Origin of the sequence: Streptomyces sp. BE303 (assembly GCF_036290945.1) — a bacterium.
GTDB lineage: Bacteria > Actinomycetota > Actinomycetes > Streptomycetales > Streptomycetaceae > Kitasatospora.
On sequence record NZ_JAQYWZ010000880.1, the window covers coordinates 162801 to 185169 of the forward strand.

A 22369-nucleotide genomic window follows, 5' to 3' on the forward strand; every position below is an offset into this window, starting at 1 on the left:
TAGTGCGCCGAACCGAATCGAGGGTGTACCCAGGTACACCCTTTCTCGGCAGCCCCCTTCATGGTGGGTGACGATCATGCCGCCCTAGGCTGTCGGCCATGCCCTCCACGACGCTGCGCCGCGCGCTCGCCAGGGGCGCCGCCCGCCCCCCGTGGTCGGCCGCCGCCCGGCGTGACACCCTCTTCATCGCCTCCGGCATCCCGCCGGCCCTCCCGGTCCTGACCGCCGCCGTGACACCGAAACTGACCTTCCTCCTCCTGGGTCTGGTCCTGCTCTGCCTGCGCCCGCTGACGACCGCCCAGCGCAGCCGACTGCGGGTGCTGCGCGGCGTGGAGGTGCGCCCGCTGCTGCGGCCGGTCGGCGTCCCGTCCGGCCTCCTGACGAGGCTGCGCACCGGGGTCAGCTGGCGTCAGGTCGGCTACCACCTGGTGGCCGGCCCCCTGCTCGCCGTCGGTGCGATGGGGGCCGTGTACGCCTGGGGCGCGGCCCTGGTGGCGAGCACCGTGTTCGGCTGGGCCTGGCTGATGCCGCACTCCACCCCGGTCCGGCAGAAGTGGTTCCAGCTGGACGTCCCGCTCACCGTGGGCGGTCTCGTGATCCTCGCCGTGCTGCCCTGGGCGGTGGCCCTGCTGGCCCGGCTGGAGAAGGTCGCGGCGGTGCGGTTGCTCGGGCCGGGTCGGGCGGAGGCACTGGAGCACCGGATCGAGGAGGTGGTCGAGAGCCGGGCCGGCCTGGTGGACGCCGTCGACGCGGAACGCCGCCGGATCGAGCGCGACCTGCACGACGGCACCCAGCAGCGCCTCACCTCGCTCGCGATGAACCTGGGCCTGGCCCGGCGCACGCTCAAGGACGTCCCGCCCGAGGCCATGCAGGTGATCGTCGAGGCGCACGAGGAGGCCCAGGCGGCCATCGACGAGCTGCGCGACCTCGTCCGCGGCCTGCACCCGGCGGTCCTGGAGGACCGCGGCCTGGACGCGGCACTCTCCGGTATCGCGGCCCGCGCCCCGCTCCCGGTGCGGGTGGACGTCGACCTGGCCGAGTACATAGCGCCGACCGTCGAGGCGGTCGCCTACTTCACCGTCTCCGAGGCGCTGACCAACGTCGCCAAGCACGCCAAGGCCTCCCGGGTGCAGCTCTCGGTGCGGACGGCCGGCGGTCGGCTGCGGTTGGTCGTCAGCGACGACGGCGTCGGCGGGGCGGACGCCTCGCGGGGCACCGGGCTGACCGGTCTGCGCAAGCGCACCGCCTCGGTCGACGGCACCCTTTCCGTTCTCAGCCCCCTCGGGGGCCCGACCACCATCTCCGTGGAGTTGCCGTGCGTGCTGTGATCGCCGAGGACTCGGTCCTGCTCAGGGTCGGCCTCGTCAAGGTGCTGGAGGCGGTGGGCTTCGAGGTGGTCGCCGCGGTCGGGGACGCCGAGGCACTGCTCGCCGCGGTGGAGGAGCACCGCCCGGGGGTGGTGGTGGCGGACGTACGGATGCCGCCGGGCTACAGCGACGAGGGCGTCCGGGCCGCACTGCTGATCCGCCGGCAGTGGCCGGAGGTGGCGGTGCTGCTGCTCTCCCAGTTCGTGGAGGAGCGGTACGCCGCCGATCTGCTGGCCACCAACACCAGCGGGGTCGGATACCTGCTCAAACAGCGGGTGGCCAACGTGGACGACTTCGTGGACGCGCTGCAGCGGGTCGCCGACGGCGGTACCGCGCTCGACCCGGAGGTGGTCGCCCAGCTGCTGGTCCGCCGTCACCGCGATCCGCTGGAGCGGCTGACCCCGCGGGAGCGGGACGTGCTGGGCCTGATGGCGGAGGGCCGGTCGAACACCGCGATCGCTGCCGCTCTTGTGGTCAGCGACAGCGCGGTGGCCAAGCACATCAACTCGATCTTCGCCAAGCTCGACCTGCCGCCGGCCGACGACAGCCACCGCCGGGTGCTGGCGGTGCTGCGGTTCCTGGAGGTCGGGTAGTCCATGGCGGGGAGGCGGCGCGACCAGGAGCAACGAGAGCAGCACGAGCAGCACGAGCAGCGCGAGCCAAGGGAGAAGGGGACGGGGAACGGCACCGGGAGGCGGGTGCACCGGATGTGGCGGGTGCTCGGCGTCCTGGCTCTGGCCGTGACGCTGGTCATCGGCGCGGTACAGACCTGGGCGATGGCGGTGCAGCAGCGGACGGAGTCGGAGAAGTCCTACCCGGTGGCGGTGAGCAAGGTGGTGCTGGACACCGGTTCGGCGACGGTCCGGATCAGTCCGGGGCGGGAGGGCGAGGTGGTGGTCCGCCAGGAGCTGGACTGGATGATCAGACCGCCCGTCATCTCGGTGCTCTTCGACCGCGGCGACCTCAGGGTGGAGATGCGCTGCAGCCAGGTGATGCCGGTGGCGAAGCTCGGCTGCGGCGCGGAGATCGAGCTGGAGGTGCCGGTCGGTGTCTCGGTGGAGGGCACGGGATCCTCCGGCAGCCTGTCCGTGCGGGGGGTGACGGGGGAGGTCCGGCTGGATTCCACCTCGGGGTCGATCCTGCTGGCCGACCTCTCCGGCCCGGTGGTCGCCGGCACCACCTCCGGTGCGGTGAAGGGCGCCGGTCTCACCTCCGCCGCGGTGGAGGTGAGGGCGACCTCGGGCTCGGTCGACCTCTCCTTCGCCCAGGCGCCGCGCACCGTGGACATCGGCGCCACGTCGGGGTCGGTGACCCTGGGCCTGCCGCGCGGTTCGGTCTACCGCTTCAACGGGGGCACCGTCTCGGGGAGCCGCCACATCGATCCGCTGCTGGCCGACCAGTCCAGCACCAACCAGGTCCGTGTCTCGGTGACCTCCGGTTCGGTGACGGTCCTCTCCTCTCCCGGCGCGTCGGGCGGCTGACCCGGCCCGTGCCCCCGCAGCTCGTGCCCCCGCGGCCCGTGTCTCGCGGCCCGCGGCCCGCGGCCCGCGGCCCGGCCACGGGGGCTCCGCCAACGCCGCCGTCCGCCGGCCGTCCGGGCCCCGCGGCGGCCTACTCCCGGTCCCGTCCGCCGGGTGGGGGACAATGAAGAGTCCCGAACCCCCTTCCCCGAGGTCAGCCGCGCATGACAGTCACGCCCGCACCCACCGCGACCAGCACCGAGTTCGCGCCGCTGAACATCGGTCCGATGCAGGTCTGGCCGCCCGTCGTGCTGGCGCCGATGGCCGGCATCACCAACGCGCCGTTCCGCACCCTCTGCCGTGAGCAGAGCGGCGGCAAGGGGCTGTACGTCTCCGAGATGATCACCACGCGGGCTCTGGTGGAGCGCAACGCCAAGACCATGCAGCTGATCAAGTTCGACCCGAGCGAGAAGCCCCGCTCGATCCAGCTGTACGGCGTGGACCCGGTGACCGTCGGCAAGGCGGCGCGGATGATCGCCGACGAGGGCCTGGCCGACCACATCGACCTGAACTTCGGCTGCCCCGTCCCCAAGGTGACCCGCAAGGGCGGCGGCTCGGCGCTGCCGTACAAGCGCAACCTGTTGCGCGAGATCCTCCGTGAGGCCGTGGCCAACGCCGGCGACCTCCCGGTGACCATGAAGATGCGCAAGGGCATTGACGACGACCACCTCACCTTCCTCGACGCCGGGCGGATCGGCGCGGAGGAGGGCGTGTCGGCGATCGCCCTGCACGGGCGCACCGCCGCCCAGCACTACGGCGGCACCGCGGACTGGTCGGCGATCGCCCGACTGCGCGAGGCCGTTCCGGCGGACGTCCCGGTGCTCGGCAACGGGGACATCTGGTCGGCGGACGACGCGCTGCGGATGATGCGCGAGACCGGTTGCGACGGTGTGGTGGTCGGGCGCGGTTGCCTGGGCCGTCCGTGGCTGTTCCGGGACCTGGTGTCGATCTTCGAGGGCGAGGTGGACTACGCCCGTCCGACCTTCGCCGACGTGGCGCGGGCGATGGTCCGCCACGCGCAGCTGCTCGGTGAGTGGCTGGGCGACGAGGCCCGCGGTGTGATCGACTTCCGCAAGCACGTCGCCTGGTACACCAAGGGCTTCTCGGTCGGTTCGGAGCTTCGCGTGAAGCTCGCCAATTCCTCCTCCCTGGCCGAACTGGCCGAAACCCTCGCCCTGGTGGAGCAGTCGCAGGCCTGGCCGGCCGGTGCCGACGGCCCCCGCGGACGGACGAGCGGCAACAACCGGGTGGTTCTGCCCGAGGGATGGTTGGACGATCCGTATGACTGCGCCCGCCCGGGTGTAGACGCCGAATCGGACACATCTGGCGGATGATCTGTCCATAGCGGCGAAATGGCCCCTCGAAGGCCTCTCGCCACCCTGTCCCAGCCCTCTTGGCCAATCTGGCCAAGAGGGCTCCCTTTTGGCAACCGAACATCACGGAGAGAGCACGTTTCTGGACGGAGTGCGACGATCGGCGGATCCGGTCTACGCTCAAGCGGTGAGATGCGCTGGTGACGCTTGCCACATACGGTGCCGGTAGAAGGCGGCCGACAGGACGAAATGAACAAGTCGCCGGCGAATCGCTTCCCGAAGGGGGTGGCGGCGGATCGCGCGCTCAGGGTGCAGGAAATCAAGCCGAGGCGTCAGCTTGCACGGCCGACCGCTACCCTGCGTCCCGCCTGTGTGATCTTCCTGTTTCGTAGCGTTCAAGACTTGAACACTAGCTCGCGTCATCCGGACGATTTCGCCAACAGAGGTGAACGCCTTTAGGTGCATTCGATCTATCGGGTTACCCCTGGGTACCAGCCTCGTACGGCCTATTGGCGGCGCAGAAGTGCCTTCGAAATGGGTATGTTCTCCGGCGTCAGGGCAACCGTGTGCGAGGAGACCGACCCGTGTCGTCCCAGCAGAAGTTTGTTTACTCCTTCACTGAAGGAAACAAGGACCTCAAGGACCTTCTCGGCGGCAAGGGCGCGAACCTGGCCGAGATGACCAACCTGGGGCTCCCCGTCCCTCCGGGGTTCACCATCACCACCGAGGCCTGCAAGGTCTTCCTGGAGACCGGCAGCGAGCCCGCCTCCCTCCACGAGGAGATCGGCGCCCACCTGGACGCCCTTGAGCAGGAGATGGGCAAGAAGCTCGGCCAGGCCGACGACCCGCTGCTCGTCTCGGTCCGCTCGGGCGCCAAGTTCTCCATGCCCGGCATGATGGACACGGTCCTGAACATCGGCCTCTCCGACGCCTCCGTGGTCGGCCTGGTCGCGCAGTCCGGCAACGAGCGGTTCGCCTGGGACTCCTACCGTCGCCTGGTCCAGATGTTCGGCAAGACCGTGCTGGGCGTCGACGGCGAGCTGTTCGAGGAGGCCCTGGACGAGGCCAAGCACGCGAAGGGCACCACCAACGACCTCGACCTGGACGGCGCCGACCTCCGGCAGCTCGTCGAGGTGTTCAAGGCGATCGTCGAGCGCGAGACCGGCCGGGCCTTCCCGCAGGACCCGCGCGAGCAGATGGACCTCGCGATCCACGCCGTCTTCCACTCCTGGAACGGCGACCGGGCGCGCCTCTACCGCCGCCAGGAGCGCATCCCGAACGACCTGGGCACCGCGGTCAACGTCTGCAGCATGGTCTTCGGCAACCTCGGCGAGGACTCCGGCACCGGTGTCGCCTTCACCCGTGACCCCTCCACCGGCACCCAGGGCGTCTACGGCGACTACCTCTCCAACGCGCAGGGCGAGGACGTCGTCGCCGGCATCCGCAACACCCTGCCGTTGGCCGAGCTGGAGAAGCTCGACAAGAAGTCGTACGACGAGCTCATGGCGATCATGCAGAAGCTCGAGAACCACTACCTCGACCTCTGCGACATCGAGTTCACCATCGAGCGCGGCAAGCTCTGGATGCTGCAGACCCGGGTCGGCAAGCGCACCGCCGCCGCCGCGTTCCGGATCGCCGTCCAGCTGGTCGACCAGGGCCTGATCGACCTGGACGAGGCCCTGATGCGGGTCACCGGCGGCCAGCTCTCGCAGCTGATGTTCCCGCGCTTCGCACCCGACTCCACGTCCAAGCAGATCGCCTGGGGCCTCGCCGCCTCGCCCGGCGCCGCGATCGGCAAGATCGTCTTCGACTCCTACACCGCGGTGAAGTGGTCCCGCTCCGGCGAGAAGGTCATCCTCGTCCGCCGCGAGACCAACCCGGACGACCTGGACGGCATGATCGCCGCCGAGGGCATCCTCACCTCGCGCGGCGGCAAGACCTCGCACGCCGCCGTGGTCGCCCGCGGCATGGGCAAGACCTGTGTCTGCGGGGCCGAGGAGCTGGAGGTCGACACCAAGCGCCGCCGGATGACCACCGCCGACGGCCTGGTGCTGGAGGAGGGCGACGTCGTCTCGATCGACGGCGCGACCGGCAAGGTCTACCTCGGCGAGGTACCCGTGCTCCCCTCCCCGGTGGTGGAGTACTTCGAGGGCACCCTGCACGCGGGCGCCGACGTCCAGGGCGGTCTGGTCCAGGCCGTGCACCGGCTGATGTCGCACGCCGACGGCCGTCGCCGGCTCGCCGTGCGTGCCAACGCGGACAACGCCGAGGACAGCGGGCGCGCCCGCCGGTACGGCGCCCAGGGCATCGGCCTCTGCCGCACCGAGCACATGTTCCTCGGGGAGGAGCGCCGCAAGGAGGTCGAGCACCTGATCCTCGCGGACAACGACAAGGACCGCGAGACCGCGCTCTCCACCCTGCTGCCGCTGCAGAAGGGCGACTTCCTGGAGCTCTTCCAGGCGATGGACGGCCTGCCCGTCACCGTCCGGCTGCTCGACCCGCCGCTGCACGAGTTCCTGCCCGACATCACCGAGCTGTCGGTGCGCGTCGCCCTCGCCGAGGCCCGCAAGGACCCGAACGAGAACGACCTGCGCCTGCTCCAGGCAGTGCACAAGCTGCACGAGCAGAACCCGATGCTCGGTCTGCGTGGAGTCCGCCTCGGCCTGGTCATCCCCGGTCTGTTCGGCATGCAGGTCCGCGCCATCGCCGAGGCCGCGGCCGAGCGGAAGCTGGCCGGCGGGGACCCGCGCCCCGAGGTGATGATCCCGCTGGTCGGCACCGTCCAGGAGCTGGAGCTGGTCCGCGACGAGTGCGAGCGCGTCCTCGCCGAGGTCGCCCAGTCCACCGGCGTCCAGCTGGACATCAAGCTGGGCACCATGATCGAGCTGCCGCGCGCCGCCGTGACGGCCGGCCAGATCGCCGAGGCCGCCGAGTTCTTCTCCTTCGGCACCAACGACCTCACCCAGACGGTCTGGGGCTTCTCCCGCGACGACGTCGAGGCCTCCTTCTTCACGGCCTACCTGGAGAAGGGCATCTTCGGGGTCTCCCCGTTCGAGACCATCGACCGCGACGGCGTCGGCGCGCTGGTCAAGCACGCCGTCGAGGCCGGCCGGGCCACCCGCCCCGACCTCAAGCTCGGCGTCTGCGGCGAGCACGGCGGCGACCCGGAGTCGGTGCACTTCTTCCACGAGGTGGGGCTGGACTACGTCTCCTGCTCCCCCTTCCGGATCCCGGTGGCGCGTCTGGAGGCAGGCCGCGCCGCCATCGAGACTGCGGGCAGCGACTCGCGCTGAGGGCTCTGAGCCCCTCGGCACGGTCGAATCGCTGACCGTATCCCCTCCACCCGGGAGGGGCGTACACCGGAGCTCGGCGCAGGAGAACCGGCGTACGTGAGGCGGCCGGGGCGGGAACGGACAACGGCGTCCGTCCCCGTCCCGGCCGCTGCTTTTTCCACGGCCGGGCTCGGCCGGCCCTCGGCCGGGCCACCACGGCCGGACCGCGAGCGGACGACCGCCGGGCCGGGCGGGTCGGGCGGGCCGGCGGGCCCGCCACCCCCTCACCCCGCAGACCTCCTCGGAACAGCGGTGCCGGCGGGTGTGTCGGCGGCCACGCGCGAGGTTGCCCGGTCCGCGCCCGGGCGGCTGCCAAGCTGGGCCCATGACCAGCAGAAACCGCCTGTTCACCGCCCTGGCCGTGCTGCTCTGCGTGCTCGCCGCCGCAGTCGGGTACGTCCTGTCGGACGACGCCGGCGACAGCACGCCCGAGGCCTCCGTGACGTCCTCGACCGGTCCGGCGACGCCGAAGTCCACCGGGCCCAGGCCCACCGCACCGAGGTCCACCGCACCGAAGCCGTCCCCGCCCGCGGGCACCGCGTCCGCCCCGGGCACGCCCGCGCCCGCCGGCACCTGGGTGCCGACCGACCCGGCGATGGCCGACGTCTGCCGCACCGGGCTGCCGGTCCAGGCCCGTGACACGCTCGGCCTGATCGCCAAGGGCGGCCCGTACCCGTACCGCTCGGACGGCATCGTCTTCGAGAACCGTGAAAGCCGCCTGCCCCGCAAGACCTCCGGCTACTACCACGAGTTCACCGTCGTCACCCCCGGCTCCGCCGACCGTGGCGCCCGTCGCGTGGTCACCGGCGAGTCCGGCGAGCAGTTCTGGACCGCCGACCACTACGCGACCTTCCAGGAGATCGACGTCCGCTGCTGACGGTGCCGCCACCGGCGGTCCGGCCGCCGACCGGTCCGGCCGCCGACGGGCAGTGCCGAGCGGTCCACCAGCGAAAGTACTTTCCAGCTCGGAAAGTAGATGCCATAGTGAGAGCATCACGGCGCTCTCCCGGAGGGCCGCACCGCAGGGGGATCCCATGAGCAGCTCCGAGCCCGTCCGACCCGCGCTTCCCGCAGCCGAGGCGCTGCGCCTCGCCGACCGCGCCAAGGCGGCCGCCCAGGCCTCCGGCCGGCTCCCCGGCTGGTACGGCCCGGCCTTCGCGGTGGCGTTCACCGTCTACGGGACCGGCGTCGGTCAGGCGATCGGGGCCGGGGTCTCCTGGCTGAGCGGCGTGTTCGGCGTGGTCTTCGCCGCCCTGACCGGTGCGCTCGCCCGGATCGCGATGCGCGAGGCGGGCATCGTGCACCGGCCGGCTCCCGGTTACGGCGGCCTGATCGTGCTGGCCGTCCTCGGGGTGTTCGCCGCGGCCGGGGCCGCCTCGGGCCTGGTCCTGCTGGCCGGTGGCGGTGTGCGCTGGATAGGTGCGGCCGCCGGTCTCGCGGCCGGTGCGGCGTTCTGGGCGGTCACCGGGTGGCTGGCGGAGCGGATCCGGCGCGACGCGGCGGCCCACTGATGGCGGCCCCGTTCGATCCGCTGCTCCAGCACCCGACCAGGCTCACCGTGCTGGCCTTCCTCAGCGCCTGCGCGGAGGCCGAGTTCGGCACCGTCCGCGACCACTGCGAGGTCTCCGACTCGGTGCTCAGCAAGGCCGCGACCGCGTTGGAGCAGGCCGGCTACCTCAAGGTCAGGAAGGGCGCGGTCGGCAGGCGTCCGCGCACCTGGCTCGTCGCGACCAGGGCCGGTCGGCGGGCCCTCACCGAGCACCTCGCGGAACTCCAGCGCCTGGTGGCCGCCGCCGAGGCCGCCGGCGCCGCCACCGCCGCCACCACGGCGACCGCCCCCGCCGACACCGTCCCCCCGCCCACCGACGCCGCGCCCACCGACGTCACGCCTGCCGTCTCCTGACCCGCCGCCCCCTGCCCGTCCCTGCGTACGCCGTCGGCCGCCGCCGGGCGTCTCCGCGTCTTCGCATCTCCGCGTCTCCGCGCAGCCCGTGGGGCCGGCCGCGCCGGGATCACAGGGCCCGCCGCCAGGTGATCCGGGCCCGAGGGCCGTGCGGTCCCCCGGCGAGCAGCACGGCCGGCTCCCGCAGCACGGGCGCCGGGTCGCGCCGCAGCTGGAGCGGGGTCGTGCGGACCACCGGCAGGCCGGCCACGGTGAGCCGGTTGGCCCGGGTCAGGCTCCGCTCGTGGTCGGCCGGGCGCAGGTGCCAGGCCCGGGAGTCGATCTCCAGCGCGACGCAGGCCTGCGGCCAGTAGGCGTCGGGCACGGCCAGGAACCGCCCGTCCAGCAGGAGGACCGGGTTCCAGAGCGGTTCCGGGAGCCCGGAGCCGCGCACCGCGTCCCGGGCCTCGCCCTCGACCACCGAGCGGACCCCGGCGGCCAGTTCCTCCACCACCCCGGCCAGCCCGGTCAGGTCGAGCGCGTCCGGCCGGGCCATCAACTGGTCCAGCAGCTCGCCGAGTTCGCAGTGCCGCCGCTGGACGGCCTCGGCGCAGAGCGCCCGGAACCGGCGCCGTCCGCTCTCCCGGGGTGCGAGGTCGGCCAGCGCCCGGGCGACCGTCGTGCTCCGGAGCCCGTCGTCGCGCTCGTACCCGCCCGGCATCGCTCCGGCCGCACGGTGGATCCGCACGAACCCCCGGTCGGAGACCCGTCGTGGGCCCGGGATCAGGACGTCCACCGAGGTCAGGTCGGCCGGGTGCCCGGCCGACGGCAGCCCCGCGTCGGCCAGGACGGCCGCGCCGGTCAGCAGCACGTCTCCGGCGGGCCCGTCCGCCCGGCCCTTGGGCGTCGCGTACGCGAGTGCCGCGCGCAGTCGTTGATGGGAGGTCAGCCGTCCGGTCTGCAGGCAGATCACCCGGGGAAGCACCTGTTGCCACGGTCCGCCCGGCCGCAGGCGGTGGGCGATGGTGCCGGACGGGACGCCGAGCCCGTGCAGTTGTGCACGGGTGACGATGTGCTGTTGGTCGGCGCCGAGCAGCAGCAGCGGGTCGACGAGTCCGATGGCGCGGGTCATGCCCGGGGTGCTTCCCGCCCGGGTCGGCGGTATGCGAAACGTCGCCCGTGCGGGGAGTCATGGGTCATGCGGGGTTGACGCAGGACCGGTCGGACGGGTGGGCTGGGGCCCGATGACGACTCCTCACACCGGCCCCGCGCTCGACGCGCTCGACGGCCTCTCGGTCGGCGACGCCTTCGGCGCGCAGTTCTTCGTTCCCGCCACCGCCAGGGCCCACCTGGCCGCCCGCACCGCCCCGCCCGGCCCCTGGCCGTGGACCGACGACACCGAGATGGCCTGTTCGGTGTACGCCGCGCACACCGAGCGCAGGGCCGTCGACACCTTCGACCTCACCCACGGCTTCGCCCGGCGCCACGACTTCGACCGCGGCTACGGCCCGGCCGCCAACCGGCTGCTCCGGCTGGTCCGCGAGGGCGGTGACGCCAAGGTACTGGCCGCCGAACTCTTCGACGGCCAGGGCTCGTACGGCAACGGCGCCGCGATGCGGGTCGCCCCGCTGGGGGCGGCGTACGCCGACGACCCGGGGGCGGCGGTCGAGCCGGCCGCCGACAGCGCGGCGATCACCCACACCCACCCGCAGGCCGTGGACGGCGCGATCGCCGTGGCGGTGGCCGCGGCCTGCGCGGTACGGGCCCGCGCGGAGCCCGTGACCGCGAGGGGCTTCCTGGAGTCGGTGCGGGACCTCACGCCGTTCGGAGCCGTGCGGGACGGCCTGACCGAGGCGGTCGCACTGCTGGACGAACGTGACCTCGGGGCCGTGGCGAAGGTGCTCGGCAACGGCAGCCGGGTCAGCGCCGCCGACACCGTCCCGTACGCGCTCTGGTGCGCGGCCCGCCGGCTCACCGACTACCGCGGGGCGCTCTGGGAGGCCGTGAGCGCCGGCGGGGACATGGACACCGTGGCCGCGATCACCGGTGGTGTGGTCGCGGCCCGTACCGGGGCGGGCGGCATCCCCGCCGCCTGGACGGCGGCCCGCGAACCGCTGCCCGCCTGGGCCTTCGTCGAGCCGGGCGGTGTGGCGAACGCGCCGGAGCGCGGCTCCCCGAAGCCGCTGCGGCTGCCGCGCCCGTGTCCCGTCCCGGACGTGGTCTGGAGCGAGGACGAGTGGCAGCGGATCAGGCGAGGCCTGCGCCCGCGCGGGACGGAGCAGCCGTGGGAGTCCTACACCTCCGAGGGGGTGCTCCACCTGCACCGTGCCCGGACCGGGTTCGCGATCTGGGCGGTCCGGGTGGCCCCCGTGCGGGGCGGCGGACGGCGGCCGGTGTCGGCGTTGGTCGAGGCGCATCCCGCCCACGTCGGGAGCGCGGACGGTCCGGAGCTCCTCGGCGAGGTCCTGGCCCTCGCCACCCGGGGGTACCGGCCCTGAGCACCGGTCGCCCCGGAGGGCCGTGACCGGACCCCCGAAGGCGACCGGACCCCCGGCACGAGGGCGGCCCCGAAGCGCCCGCAGGTGGCCCCGCCGCCCGCCGGCGGTCGTGTCGCCGTGACCGCCCGATCCGGGCGGTCACAGCGACACGACCGCGTCAGGCCGTGATCAGGTGCCCGCTGCCGCCGTGTCTAAGGCACTCCTGGTTGATCGCCGGATCCGGGGCGCTCGGCGAGGTGGCGGCGGCGATCCGCAACTCGATGATGTCGCGGACGGCGGGCCACTCGTCGTCCAGGATCGAGTAGAACGCGGTGGACCTGACCACTCCGTCGAGCCCGCGCGAGTGCGCCCGCCGGACGCCCTCCGAGGTGGCGCCGAGCCGCTCGATGGCGGCCCGCGACCGCTGGTTGCGGGCGTCGGCACGGAGCGAGATCCGCTGGACGCCCCACACCTCGAAGGCGTGCCGGAGCATCAGCAGCTTGGCCTCGGTGTTGATGCCGGTGCCCTGGGCGCGCGGGGAGAGCCAGGTGTTGCCGATCTCGGCGGCGTCGGGCACGGCGGTGGCCGGGTCGCCGAACGGCACGCCCGGCGCCGGGGGCCAGACCAGCGGGCCCTGCCAGTAGTCGAGTTCCAGGAAGCGGGTGGAACCGACGACCCGGCCGTCGGCCTGGCTCACGGTCGCGAACGGCAGCGACCGGCCCGCGGCCTGGTCGGCGAGGGCCCGCGAGATGTACTCGCGGGCCGCTTCCAGGCCGTGCGGGACGGGCGTGAAGGCGTAGGTCGTACGGTCCTCGGCGCCGGCCTGGGCGATGGCCTCGGCGTGGTGCGCGGCGAGGGGCTCCAGCCGCACGGTGCGGCCGGTGAGGATGAGAGGTACGGGCACGGAACCTTCGGTCCTTCATCGGTCGGAGGATGTCGGCCCGTGCCTGGGTGCGCGCGGGCCGAGCAGTGGACTTTTCGCCCCGCCCCGGAGGTCCGCCCGCCGGCACCCGCGCACGCCGGAGGTACCGGTCGGGCGGGTTGGGGGGCGGCGGCCCGGAGACGGGCAGCGCGGTGCCGGAACGGACACGGGTCCACGGACCGATCCGGCGGGATGAGCGAGGGGACAGTGTGCGTCCGCGAGATGGCCGATGAGGATACGGGAGCGCGAAGGGAAACAGGCGGCCAGGTGAAGGCAAGATGCGTCGTAGGTGGCTGGCCGAGCACCGGGCCGGGACGTGATCGACGGCGTTACGGACGACGTGACGACGACGCGACGATGCGAGGCAGCGAGAGGACGATACCCGCCAGAAGGCGGTGCGTCACTTCGCAGCACACGAATGGCCGCCGGGTGCGGCGGCGGGCTGCCTCGACGGGCCGTTCAGCCGCCCCTGACCAGGGCTTTTCCCATCGGGTGCGATCATGGTCGAGTCGGCCCTCCGGGGGCGCGCCGAGCGCTCGCGGGCGGCGCGGGACGGTGGCGGGCGCGGGCGGGCGGTGGCCGGAAAGGCGCGGGAGTCCACAGTGGGACCGGCGGAAGGCCGCGGAGGCGTTCCGGGGCCGTCGTGGGTGGCCGGGGCGGCCCGGCCGTCCGGTCGGTGCGGCGGGAGGATTCCGGGCAGCGGAACGGGGGGAGTCCCGCAGCCGGGTAGGCGAATCCCGGCAGCGGGAATTCCGGCGGAGCGCCGCACGCTGCACGAGGAGAACCGGCACGAGTCCGACGAGTAGCTAGAGACCGAGTAGAGAGCGGGGTGTGGGTACGCGGTGCGTGATCCCCAGGCGCTGTACGAGCTGGATCAGCAGGGCGTGGCCGCCGTGGCCGCGGCGAGGGCCGCGCTGGCCGACACCGGCGCGGGTCTGGTGCTGCTCCACCACTTCGAGGGCTTCATGGACGCCGGAGAGGCCGGCGGCCAGGTGGTCACCCACCTGCTGGAGGCCGGGGAGCCCCAGGTGGTGGCCCGCTTCGACCACGACCGTCTGGTGGACTACCGCGCCCGCCGCCCCGCGATGCTCTTCGACCGCGAGCACTGGTCCTCCTACGAGCCGCCGGAGATCCTGCTCCAGTTGGTCCACGACGCGGCCGGCTCGCCGTTCCTGCTGCTCACCGGGCCCGAGCCGGACGTCGAGTGGGAGCGGTTCATCGCGGCCGTCCGCGAGTTGGTCGAGCGGTTCGACGTCCGGCTGTCGCTCGACTTCCACGGCATCCCGATGGGGGTGCCGCACACCCGCCCGGTCGGTCTGACCCCGCACGGCAACCGCCTCGACCTCGCCGCCGGTTACCCGCAGTGGTTCGAGCAGGCCCAGGTGCCCGGCAGCGCGCAGGCCCTGCTGGAGTTCCGGCTCGCCGAGGCCGGGCACGACGTGCTCGGCTTCGCCGTGCACGTGCCGCACTACGTGGCGCGCACGGCGTACCCGGCGGCCGCGGTGCTCATCCTGGAGGCGGTGCAGTCCGCCACCGGGCTGGTGCTGCCCGGCACGCAGCTGCGCGAGCAGGTCGACGGCGTGTACGCCGACATCGAGGACCAGCTGTCGCAGGGGGACGGCGACCTGCGCTCGGCGATCCGCGGCATGGAGGGCCAGTACGACGCGGTGGCGGGCGCCGAGGGCCGGGAGAGCCTGCTGGCCGAGCCGGTGGACCTGCCGTCGGCGGACGAGCTGGGCCGGCGGTTCGAGCAGTTCCTGGCGGAGCACGAGCGCGGCCCGGAGTAGCGGAAGCCTCCGGAGCAGTGCGAGCCCCCGGGCCGGCGGACGCCGCCCGGGGGTGACGAATGCCCTCCGGGGGTGAGGAACACCCTCCGGAGAGACGGGCGCCGCCCCGAAGGACGGGCACGGTAGGGAGGCGCCGGAATCCGCCGGTTCCGGCGGGATCGATCCGGCGTCTCCGTCCGTTGGGATGGCGGTGCCCGGGGGACGGGCCGTCGTAGGAAGAACGCCAACGGCTCCTACCCGGGGGGATCCCGTGCCTCTGTCCGTACGCCCGAAGGGCGCGCCCACCGGCGCCCGGTCGGGCTCGTCGTCGACCACTGCGTCCGCCACGCCGCAGACCGACCCGTCACGCGCCGTACCGAGGGCCCTGACGGGTGCCCTGACCGTCGGACTCGCCGCCGTCCTGCTCACCGCCTGCTCCGGCACCGGAGGTACGGACACCGCCGTCGGCGCCGCCGTACCGGGGGGTCCGCAGGCGAACCGGGCGGCGTCGGCCACGCCGACCCCCACCCCGACACCGACCGGTCCGTACGTGGCGCTCGGCGACTCGTACACCGCGGGGCTCAAGATCAGCCCGCAGGCGGGGGAGCCGAAGGGCTGCGCCCGCTCGACGGTCAACTACCCCAGCCTGGTGGCCAAGGCGCTCGGCCTGGCGGGCGGTCAGTTCCGCGACGCCAGCTGCAGCGGGGCCCGCACCGGCGACCTGACCGGCTCCCAGGAGACGGGCAGCGGCACCAATCCGCCGCAGCTGGACGCGATCGAACCGGCCACCCGGCTGGTCACCGTGGGGATCGGCGGCAACGACGCCGGGTTCATGGAGGTCGTCACCCAGTGCGCCAAGGAGAACCTGGTCGACGCGGTCAAGGAACTGGTCGGCTCCGGCCGGGCGCCGGCACCGTGCCGCGAGCACTACGCCGCGTCGGACGGTGCCGACCAGGTGCAGCGCAAGGTGGACGCGGCCGGTGAACGGCTGGGCGAGACGCTGAAGGAGGTCAAGCGCCGCGCTCCGCAGGCGAAGGTCTACGTGGTCGGCTACCCCTCGCTGCTGCCGGCCGACCCGGCCGTCTGCGTGCCGGTGCTCGGCAAGACCGTCGCCGGGGGTGATCTGGGCTTCCTGGTGGAGAAGGAGCAGCAGCTCAACGCCATGCTCAAGCGGCGAGCGGAGGCGGCGGGCGCGGTCTTCGTGGACCTCGCCGCGCCCTCGTCCGGCCACGACATGTGCGCGGGTGAGGCCGCCCGCTGGGTCGAGCCGCCGTTCCCGGCGCCCGGTCTGGCGGGGATCCATCCCAACGCCAAGGGACAGGAGGGCGCCGCGGCGGCCGTCCTCAGGGCGGTCCGCGGCTGAACCGGCACCGGGCATCGGCTGTCGGCTCGTGAAGGCGCCGGCTCGTGAAGGCGCCGGCTCGTGAAGATGCCGGCTCGTGAAGATGCCGGGTCGTGAAGGCGCCGGGCCGTGGGGGCCAGTGGCTGCGGCAGGGGCGGCGGGAGGGCCCGGGAGGGCCCTTCCGCGGGCGGCCGAGCGTTCACGCCCCGGCCCGCGTCCCGTCGCGCGCGGCACACTTCCGGTGTCGGGGGCTCGGCGTACCGTGAAGGGCATATGGACGACACCACGCACCGCCTCGCCACCACGCCGAACCCGTACGACCACGCCGCCGAGGCCCGCTGGGTGCCCGAACCGGACAAACGCCCGGGCCGGACGGCGTTCCAGCGCGACCGCGCCCGCGTGCTCCACTCCGCCGCCCTGCGCCGGCTGGCCGGCACCACCCAGGTGGTCGCCCCGATGCGCAGCGACTTCCCCCGCACCCGGCTGACCCACTCGCTGGAATGCGCCCAGGTCGGAAGGGAGTTGGGCGCGGCGCTGGGCTGTGACCCGGATCTCGTCGAGACCGCCTGCCTGGCCCACGACATCGGCCACCCGCCGTTCGGCCACACCGGTGAGGAGGCGCTCGACCAGGCCGCCGAGGCCTGCGGCGGCTTCGAGGGCAACGCGCAGTCGCTGCGCATCCTGACCCGGTTGGAGCCCAAGCGGTTCGCCCCGCAGGACGAGGAACCCGCCCGGCTGGCCCCCTGGCCGGGCCGCAGCGTCGGGCTCAACCTGTCCCGCGCCGCCCTGGACGCCGCCACCAAGTACCCGTGGACGCACGGCGCGCACCCCACCGACCCGGCCTCGCCCAAGTACGGCGTCTACGCCGACGACCTGCCGGTCTTCCGCTGGCTGCGGGCCGGGTCCCCGGCCGGGCGCAAGTGCTTCGAGGCCACCGTCATGGACTGGTCCGACGACGTCGCCTACTCCACCCACGACGTGGAGGACGGCCTCCAGGCCGGTCACATCGACCCGGCCGCGCTGCTCGCCCCGAGCGAGCGCGCCGAACTGTTCAAGGTCGCCGAGCGCTACGCCACGGACGCCGAGCCGGAGGAGCTGTCGGACGCCCTGGACCGGCTGCTCGCGCAGGAGTGGTGGCCCCAGGCGTACGACGGCACCGCCCGGGCCCGGGCCGGGCTGAAGGACCTCACCAGCCAGCTGATCGGCCGCTTCTGCTTCGCCGCCGAGCAGGCGACCCGCGCCCGTTACGGCCCCGGCCGGCTCACCCGGTACGAGGCCGAGCTGGTGGTGCCGCGCGAGGTCCGCCTGGAGTGCGCGGTGCTGAAGGCGGTCGCCGTCCGGTTCGTGATGCAGCGCGACGAGCAGGCCCAGCTCCGGGCCCGTCAGCGGATCGTGATCGCCGAGCTGGCGTACGTCCTCAACGAGCGCGCGCCGGAGGGGCTGGACCCGGTCTTCGCCGCGCTCTACCACGAGGCCGAGGACGACCGGGGGGCCCTGCGCGCGGTGATCGACCAGATCGCCACCCTCACCGACGCCTCGGCGCTGGCCCTCCACGGCAAGCTGGTCGGGGCGGCCTGGACCTGAGCCCGCCGGGGCCCGCCACCGGACCGGATGGGGAGCGGCCCCGGGAAACCCCGGCCACCCCAGTAGACTTCCGGGGTGGCCGGGCGGATCAGGGACGAAGACGTACAGGCGGTGCGGAGCGCACTGCCGATCGATGCGGTGGTCGGCGACTACGTACAGCTGACCAACGGTGGCGGCGGCGAGTACAAGGGCGTCTGCCCCTTCCACGACGAGAAGTCCGCCTCGTTCTACGTCAACCCCGCCAAGGGCGTGTTCCACTGCTTCGGTTGCCAGGAGAACGGCGACACCATCGCCTTCCTGATGAAGATCGAGCACTTCACCTTCGCCGAGGCCGTGGAGCGGATGGCCGCTCAGGCGAACATCACGCTCCGCTACGAGGAGGGCGGCTACAGCCCCCGTCACCAGCAGGGCGAGCGCACCCGGCTGGTCGAGGCGCACAAGGTGGCCGCCGCCTACTACCAGGAGCAGCTGGTCTCCCCGGAGGCCGAGATCGGCCGCCGTTTCCTCTCCGAGCGGGGCTTCGACGAGGAGGCCGCGAAGACCTTCGGTGTCGGTTACGCCCCCGTCGGCTGGGAGCACCTGGTCCGCTACCTGCGCGGCAAGGGCTTCAGTGACAAGGAGATCCTGCTCGGCGGTCTGGCCTCGCAGGGCCAGCGCGGCGGTCTGATCGACCGCTTCCGGGGCCGGCTGGTCTGGCCGATCCGCGACATCGCGGGCGAGGTGATCGGCTTCGGCGCCCGCCGGCTCCGCGAGGACGACAACGGGCCGAAGTACCTCAACACCCCCGAGACGCCGATCTACAAGAAGTCGCACGTCCTGTACGGCCTCGACCTGGCGAAGAAGGAGATCGCCAAGTCGGGCCGGGCCGTGGTGGTCGAGGGGTACACCGACGTGATGGCCTGCCACCTGGCCGGGGTCACCACCGCGGTCGCCACCTGCGGGACGGCGTTCGCCGAGGACCACATCAAGATCATCCGCCGGCTGCTGATGGACACCTCCCAGTACCGCGGCGAGACCGTCTTCACCTTCGACGGCGACGCGGCCGGCCAGAAGGCCGCGCTGCGCGCCTTCGAGGACGACCAGAAGTTCGCCGCCAAGACCTCCATCGCGGTCAGCCCCGGCGGCATGGACCCGTGCGACCTGCGCCTGGCCAAGGGCGACGAGGCGGTCCGCGAGCTGATCGACAACCCCGTGCCGCTCTTCGAGTTCGCGTTGTCCTCGGCCGTCGCCCGGCACCGGGTGGACACGCCCGAAGGTCGGTCGGCGGCCCTGGAGGAGGCGGCGCCGATCGTCGCCAAGATCAAGGACCGTTCGATCCAGCACGAGTACGCCGTCCGGCTGGCCGGCATGCTCGGCATCCTGGACGAGCCCTTCGTCGTCCGCCGGGTCTCCCAGCTGGCCCGCTGGGACCGCGAACGCCAGCAGAACCCGCGCGGCGCCGGCCAGCAGCGCCGCCCCGACCCGTCGCAGCCGGTCCGCCCGGCGCGCCCCGTCTTCACGGTCAACCCGCGCGACCCGGCCCAGTTCGTCGAGCGCGAGCTGCTCAAGCTGGCGCTGCAGCACCCGGACCTGGTCGCCCCGGCCTTCGACAACTACGCCGAGGACGAGTTCCCCACCCCGCCGTACACCGCCGTGCGCCGCGCGATCGGGCAGGCCGGCGGCGCCGCGTACGGGGCGACACTGGCCGACTTCACCAGCACCGTGCGCGAGGCCTGCCCGGACGACCAGGTGCGCTCGCTGGTCACCGAGCTGACCGTGGAGCCGGTGCGCTCGCGCCGCAAGGTGGACGCCATCTACGCGGGGGAGTTCCTCGTCAAGCTGCGGCTGCTGGCCGTGGACCGGCGGGTGAACGAGGTCCGGGGCCACCTCCAGCGGCTCGGCAACCGGGCCGCCGCCGAGGAACTGCACGCCGTGCAGAGCGAGCTGTGGCAGCTCCAGCAGTACGGGCAGCAGCTGCGCAGCAGGGGTTCGGCCGCGCTGTAGCGCCGTCGGGGCCCCGGCGGCCGACGCGCGCCGCTCCTGGCGGACCGCGCTCAGAAAGTCCGCGCACGAGTCTCGGCCACGGAGCGTGGCGTGCCGCACACTGGAAGGCGTCCCACCTCCGTACAGCGCGGGTCCGCCAGAGTCGCGCCCGCCCCGAGGGGATGCCCGTGGACCGAGGCCTTGCCGCGACCGCTCAGCCGACCGACGAACCGCTCGCCCCCGAGGACGGGGCCTCCGACGGTCCCGGCCGTCCCGACGACGTCGAGGACCCTGACGGCGTCGAAGGCCCCGGTGGCGTCGAAGGACCCGACGGCGCCGGGGGGCTCGACGGCCCCGACGGTTCCGCGGACCACGGGCGGGCCGGGGCACCGCCCCCGGGCGGTGCCCGGATCCCCGCCCAGGGCCTCCCGGCGGGCCACCCTGAAGCCGAGGACGCGCCCGAGCGCCGGGCCGCCCCCGAGGGGAGCGGCCCGGCCGCGGACCTGCTCCGCCAGTACCTGCGCGAGATCGGCCGGATCCGGTTGCTCACCGCGGCTGAGGAGGTCGAACTCGCCCGCCGGATCGAGGCCGGCCTCTTCGCCGAGGAACGGCTGAACCGGGAGCCGCCGCCCGCCGACCCGCTGGCCCGTGACCTGGACACCCTGGTGGTGACCGGCCGGATCGCCAAGCGCAGGCTGACCGAGGCCAACCTGCGACTGGTGGTCTCCGTCGCCAAACGCTACGTCGGCCGCGGCCTGACCCTGCTGGACCTGATCCAGGAGGGCAACCTCGGCCTGATCCGGGCGGTGGAGAAGTTCGACTACGCCCGCGGCTACAAGTTCTCCACCTACGCGACCTGGTGGATCCGCCAGGCGATGAGCCGTGCGCTGGCCGACCAGGCGCGGACGATCCGGGTACCGGTCCACGTCGTGGAGCTGATCAACCGGGTGATCCGGGTGCAGCGCTCGCTGCTGCAGGAACGCGGCATCGAGCCGGGCCCGGCCGACATCGCCGCCGTCCTGGACCTCACCGAGGAGCGGGTCCGGGAGCTGCTCCGGCTCGCCCAGGAGCCGATCTCGCTGCACACCCCGGTCGGGGAGGAGGACGACGTCGCGCTCGGCGACCTGATCGAGGACGCCGACGCCGCCTCACCCGCGGAGTCGGCCACCTTCCTGCTGCTGCGCCAGCACCTGGAGGCGGTGCTCGCCACCCTCGGCGAGCGCGAGCGCCAGGTGGTGCAGCTCCGCTACGGGCTGGACGACGGCAGGCCGCGCACGCTGGAGGAGATCGGCACCCTGTTCGGCGTGACCAGGGAACGGATCCGGCAGATCGAGTCCAAGACCCTGGTCAAGCTCCGCGACCACGCCTTCGCCGCCCAGCTCCGGGGCTACCTCGACTAGCCCGGTCCCGCTCCTCGGGGCCGGCTCCCCGGATCCTGCCGGGCCGGCGGGGCCGTCCGACAGGATCCGGGCGAGGCGCCCTACGGCGTGGCCGCCGGGGACGGGGCCGCGGAGGCGGGCTCGGCGGCCGGGGGCTCGGTGGCCGTCGCGGCCGGTGCGGAGGCCATCGCCGGGGGCGGGGACGCCGGGCCGATCGGGATCGGCGTGGACGCGACCAGCCGGGCCAGGTCGGAGACGCCGTTCGTGCAGGAGACGCCCGCCGACTGGTGGCCGCAGACCTGGAGGGTGACGGCCGGATCCGCCGCGTTCACCATCGCCGAGTAGTTGTCGTACCCCCAGTGGATCAGGGCCGTCTCCGTCTCGCCGGCGCTGGTGGTGACGACCGCCTGGTTGCCCGGCTGGCCCTCGGTGATCGCCGCCCAGGCGGCCTGGCACTTCTGGCTGTACCGGAGGTAGGCGACCACCTTGCCGATGTTGGTGGTCTGCACGGTCCGTGCGTCGGCGCCGCAGCCGGTGGCCTTGGGGTCCTTGTGCGAGCAGCCGACGGCCTGACAGGCGGCCACCGTCGGGGCCGTCTTGGCGGGGGTGGACGAGGACACGGCCGGCTCGGCGACGGCGGTCGGCTCACTGCCGTCGCCCGAGGAGTACCGCATGCCGGCGAGCGCGAGCAGCACCACCGCCGCCGCCACGGCGGCGACGAGCGCGATCTGCCGCCCCGGCGTCCGGCGGGCGCGGGGCGTCCCCGGCCCTGCCTCCGAGGGCGCCGGGTCCTCCGGGTCCTCCGCGTCCTCGGGCGATCCGGCGGTCTCCGTCGCCTCCGTGGTCTCCGGGTCCGTCGTGGTTCCGGCGGTGGGCTCCGACGCGTCCGCCGCCGGTTCGACGGCCCGGTCCGCGTCCTCGGCCGTGTCCTCGGCCGTGTCCTCGGCCGCGTCCTTTGACGCCGGGCGCGCAGCGGCTCCGGGAGCCGTCAGGCCCGACGCCGGTTCAGACTCCGCTCCGGTGCGCCCATCGCTGGGCTCCCCGGCGAGCTCCGCTGCCGCCGTCGCCTCCCAGAGCGCCCGGAGTGCCGGTCCGTTGCACTCCACCGCCCCGATCAGTGCTTCGAGCGCCTGCTCGGTGACGATCCGTTTGCCGTTCAGCCAGCGCTCCCAGGAGGCCCGGCTGTAGTGGGTCCGGGCGGCCAGTTCGGACAGGGAGAGCCCTGTCACGTCCTTGACGGCGCGGAGCTCCTCCGTCAGGCGTCTGGCGGGAGCGGACAGTTCGTCCGGCAGCTTCTTCCAGGCGGAACCCATGAGGTCTTCCAAACATCCGAGGCCGGGGGCGGCGGGATCGGCGGGGCCTGGACGGCCACCGGCCCGGGCTGTGGGCGGGCGTGTCCGTCTCCCCCGACGTCAGCGGCGTCTCCAACCTCAGCGGCCCGGCGTCCCAAACCCCAGGTCCTGGAGCTGAGACGGACGGAAGTGTCTCACAACCCCGGCTGACGCTCGAACATTCATGTGTCC

Annotated in this window: 16 protein-coding genes and 1 pseudogene; 14 read left to right on the forward strand and 3 right to left on the reverse strand. The window is 73.5% G+C overall.

What is annotated here, in order from left to right; genetic code table 11:
• The first annotated feature begins 98 nt into the window (after positions 1 to 98).
• From PUR56_RS32015 to PUR56_RS32050, 8 genes are all read left to right on the forward strand, one after another.
• On the forward strand, positions 99 to 1328 hold the full coding sequence (locus PUR56_RS32015; protein ID WP_329951519.1) for a sensor histidine kinase: 1230 nt from the start codon (positions 99 to 101) through the stop codon (positions 1326 to 1328).
• Positions 1316 to 1960, forward strand: a complete 645-nt coding sequence (locus PUR56_RS32020) for a response regulator transcription factor (protein ID WP_329879012.1) — start codon at positions 1316 to 1318, stop codon at positions 1958 to 1960. The genes PUR56_RS32015 and PUR56_RS32020 overlap by 13 nt, the downstream gene beginning before the upstream one ends.
• 3 nt (positions 1961 to 1963) lie before the next feature.
• Positions 1964 to 2848: a DUF4097 family beta strand repeat-containing protein gene (locus PUR56_RS32025; protein WP_329951520.1), complete on the forward strand. Its 885-nt coding sequence runs from the start codon at positions 1964 to 1966 to the stop codon at positions 2846 to 2848.
• Between the two features lie 203 nt (positions 2849 to 3051).
• Positions 3052 to 4221, forward strand: a complete 1170-nt coding sequence (gene dusB, locus PUR56_RS32030) for a tRNA dihydrouridine synthase DusB (RefSeq protein WP_329951521.1) — start codon at positions 3052 to 3054, stop codon at positions 4219 to 4221.
• A 563-nt stretch (positions 4222 to 4784) separates the two neighbouring features.
• A complete protein-coding gene (gene ppdK, locus PUR56_RS32035) occupies positions 4785 to 7493 on the forward strand; it encodes a pyruvate, phosphate dikinase (RefSeq protein ID WP_329879009.1) in 2709 nt (902 codons plus the stop codon).
• A 364-nt stretch (positions 7494 to 7857) separates the two neighbouring features.
• Positions 7858 to 8409 carry a ribonuclease domain-containing protein gene (locus tag PUR56_RS32040; RefSeq protein ID WP_329951522.1) on the forward strand — a complete coding sequence of 184 codons (552 nt, stop codon included), beginning with the start codon at positions 7858 to 7860 and terminating at the stop codon, positions 8407 to 8409.
• A gap of 157 nt (positions 8410 to 8566) precedes the next feature.
• Positions 8567 to 9043, forward strand: coding sequence for a hypothetical protein (locus PUR56_RS32045; RefSeq protein WP_329879007.1), 477 nt, complete (start codon positions 8567 to 8569; stop codon positions 9041 to 9043).
• Positions 9043 to 9435: a transcriptional regulator gene (locus PUR56_RS32050; protein WP_329951523.1), complete on the forward strand. Its 393-nt coding sequence runs from the start codon at positions 9043 to 9045 to the stop codon at positions 9433 to 9435. The genes PUR56_RS32045 and PUR56_RS32050 overlap by 1 nt, the downstream gene beginning before the upstream one ends.
• 109 nt (positions 9436 to 9544) lie before the next feature.
• Here the strand turns inward: PUR56_RS32050 and PUR56_RS32055 are convergent, their stop codons facing one another.
• Positions 9545 to 10546, reverse strand: coding sequence for a hypothetical protein (locus PUR56_RS32055; RefSeq protein WP_329951524.1), 1002 nt, complete (start codon positions 10544 to 10546; stop codon positions 9545 to 9547).
• Between the two features lie 112 nt (positions 10547 to 10658).
• Between PUR56_RS32055 and PUR56_RS32060 the strand changes: the two are divergent.
• Positions 10659 to 11540, forward strand: a pseudogene (locus PUR56_RS32060) (ADP-ribosylglycohydrolase family protein); the annotation flags it as partial.
• 529 nt (positions 11541 to 12069) lie between these two features.
• Here the strand turns inward: PUR56_RS32060 and PUR56_RS32065 are convergent.
• Positions 12070 to 12795 (reverse strand): GNAT family N-acetyltransferase, encoded by a 726-nt coding sequence (locus PUR56_RS32065; RefSeq protein ID WP_329879004.1) that lies wholly within the window; start codon positions 12793 to 12795, stop codon positions 12070 to 12072.
• A gap of 860 nt (positions 12796 to 13655) precedes the next feature.
• Here PUR56_RS32065 and PUR56_RS32070 point away from each other — a divergent pair.
• The 5 genes from PUR56_RS32070 (at position 13656) to PUR56_RS32090 (ending at position 20867) form a co-directional block, all read left to right on the forward strand.
• Entirely contained in the window at positions 13656 to 14600 is a 945-nt protein-coding gene (locus PUR56_RS32070) for a PAC2 family protein (protein ID WP_329879003.1), read from the forward strand.
• 250 nt (positions 14601 to 14850) lie between these two features.
• Positions 14851 to 15942 (forward strand): SGNH/GDSL hydrolase family protein, encoded by a 1092-nt coding sequence (locus tag PUR56_RS32075; RefSeq protein WP_329951526.1) that lies wholly within the window; start codon positions 14851 to 14853, stop codon positions 15940 to 15942.
• 252 nt (positions 15943 to 16194) lie between these two features.
• The gene (locus tag PUR56_RS32080; RefSeq protein WP_329879001.1) at positions 16195 to 17505 is read left to right on the forward strand and encodes a deoxyguanosinetriphosphate triphosphohydrolase; all 1311 of its coding nucleotides are present in this window, start codon (positions 16195 to 16197) and stop codon (positions 17503 to 17505) included.
• A gap of 75 nt (positions 17506 to 17580) precedes the next feature.
• Positions 17581 to 19488 carry a DNA primase gene (dnaG, locus tag PUR56_RS32085; RefSeq protein WP_329951527.1) on the forward strand — a complete coding sequence of 636 codons (1908 nt, stop codon included), beginning with the start codon at positions 17581 to 17583 and terminating at the stop codon, positions 19486 to 19488.
• Between the two features lie 167 nt (positions 19489 to 19655).
• Complete coding sequence (locus tag PUR56_RS32090; RefSeq protein ID WP_329951528.1) at positions 19656 to 20867, forward strand: sigma-70 family RNA polymerase sigma factor; 1212 nt, start codon at positions 19656 to 19658, stop codon at positions 20865 to 20867.
• Positions 20868 to 20947: 80 nt separating this feature from the next.
• Here the strand turns inward: PUR56_RS32090 and PUR56_RS32095 are convergent, their stop codons facing one another.
• Positions 20948 to 22159 (reverse strand): helix-turn-helix domain-containing protein, encoded by a 1212-nt coding sequence (locus PUR56_RS32095; RefSeq protein ID WP_329951529.1) that lies wholly within the window; start codon positions 22157 to 22159, stop codon positions 20948 to 20950.
• Between the last annotated feature and the right edge of the window lie 210 nt (positions 22160 to 22369).